This is a genomic window from Autumnicola tepida, assembly GCF_031846485.1.
GTDB classification, from domain to species: domain Bacteria; phylum Bacteroidota; class Bacteroidia; order Flavobacteriales; family Flavobacteriaceae; genus Autumnicola; species Autumnicola tepida.
Genome location: NZ_JAVRHQ010000073.1, coordinates 1 through 1278, shown reverse-complemented (window position 1 = coordinate 1278; position 1278 = coordinate 1). Strand labels below are relative to the sequence as shown.

Annotated in this window: 2 pseudogenes; both read left to right on the top strand. The window is 45.5% G+C overall.

Annotated elements, in window-relative coordinates:
- A pseudogene (locus RM553_RS19400) lies at positions 1 to 448 on the top strand (hypothetical protein); the annotation flags it as partial.
- Between the two features lie 24 nt (positions 449 to 472).
- Positions 473 to 1192, top strand: a pseudogene (gene istB / locus RM553_RS19395) (IS21-like element helper ATPase IstB).
- Positions 1193 to 1278: the final 86 nt, after the last annotated feature.

The window sequence follows — 1278 nt, the reverse complement described above, 5'->3', positions numbered from 1 at the left end:
TATTTACACCCGCTCTTTGGTGAGGATCTATCATAAAGCAGGACTTATAGCCACGCATCCCAGGAACCATAAAAAAGGAGGGTATACCACCCGGAAGGAACACCTGTGTTCCCACCACCAGTACTATAAAGAGCGTAGCCCCACGTATTACCTGCAACGCGGGTATAACCACTCTGAAGAACTTTACCGGTATATGGAAGCCTTGTTCAAACAGGACAAATATCCTGAGCAGCTTTATAAAACCTGTGATGGCATATTGAACCTGTCCCGAAAAACCAATCGTGAGATTTTTAGTAAAGCCTGTGGCATTGCTCTGGACCACGGGCAGTATTCTTACCGGTTCTTAAAGCAGGTCCTGGAGAACCGGATGACCGACTATCAGGAGGAACCACAGGTAAAATCCCTGCCTGCCCATGGGAATATCCGTGGGGCTTCTTTTTATAAATAAGTAACTATTAAAATTAAATATAAGATGAACACTATTGAAAACCAATTATCACAACTCCGACTCGGGGGAATGCACCGCAGCTGGAACGCTATGGTAGAAACCCGGCAACACCACGAGCTATCTCTGGGAGAGGGCTTAGAAGTATTATTACAAGCCGAAGCCGAAGAGCGTACCCATCGGCGCTTTGAACGCCTGAAGAAAAGTGCCCAGTTCAGGTACCAGGCCACCATAGAAGAACTCAACCTGGAAGCCTCCAGGGGAATCAATAAAGACCAGATCATCGAACTGGCTACCGGCGGATATCTTGAAAAAGGGGAATCGGTGCTGATTACCGGGGCCACAGGCTGCGGAAAAAGCTTCCTTGCCTCGGCTTTAGGACACCATGCCTGCAGCCAGGGCAATAAGGTGCTGTACTTCAATACCCAAAAATTACTGATGAAAACCAAAATGACCCGTATTGATGGAAGCTTCCTGAAGTTTTTTGATAAACTGGCAAAAGCCCATTTACTCATCCTGGATGATTTTGGGTTGGCCCATCTGGACAAAAAACAGCAAATGGATCTGATGGAAATTATTGAAGACAGGCACGGAAAATCATCAACCATTATAGCCAGCCAATTACCGGTGTGAAGCTGGTATGATATTATCGGAGAAGCCACCATTGCCGACGCTATTTTAGATCGATTGGTACACACTTCCCACCGAATAGAACTTAAAGGAGAAAGTCTTAGAAAAAAACTGTAATATTGTCATTAACTTATCTTTTTGACCAAAATCTCTAGAGGGGTCAGTATGGCCTGAATGGGGGGTCAGCATCACCTGAATATCCA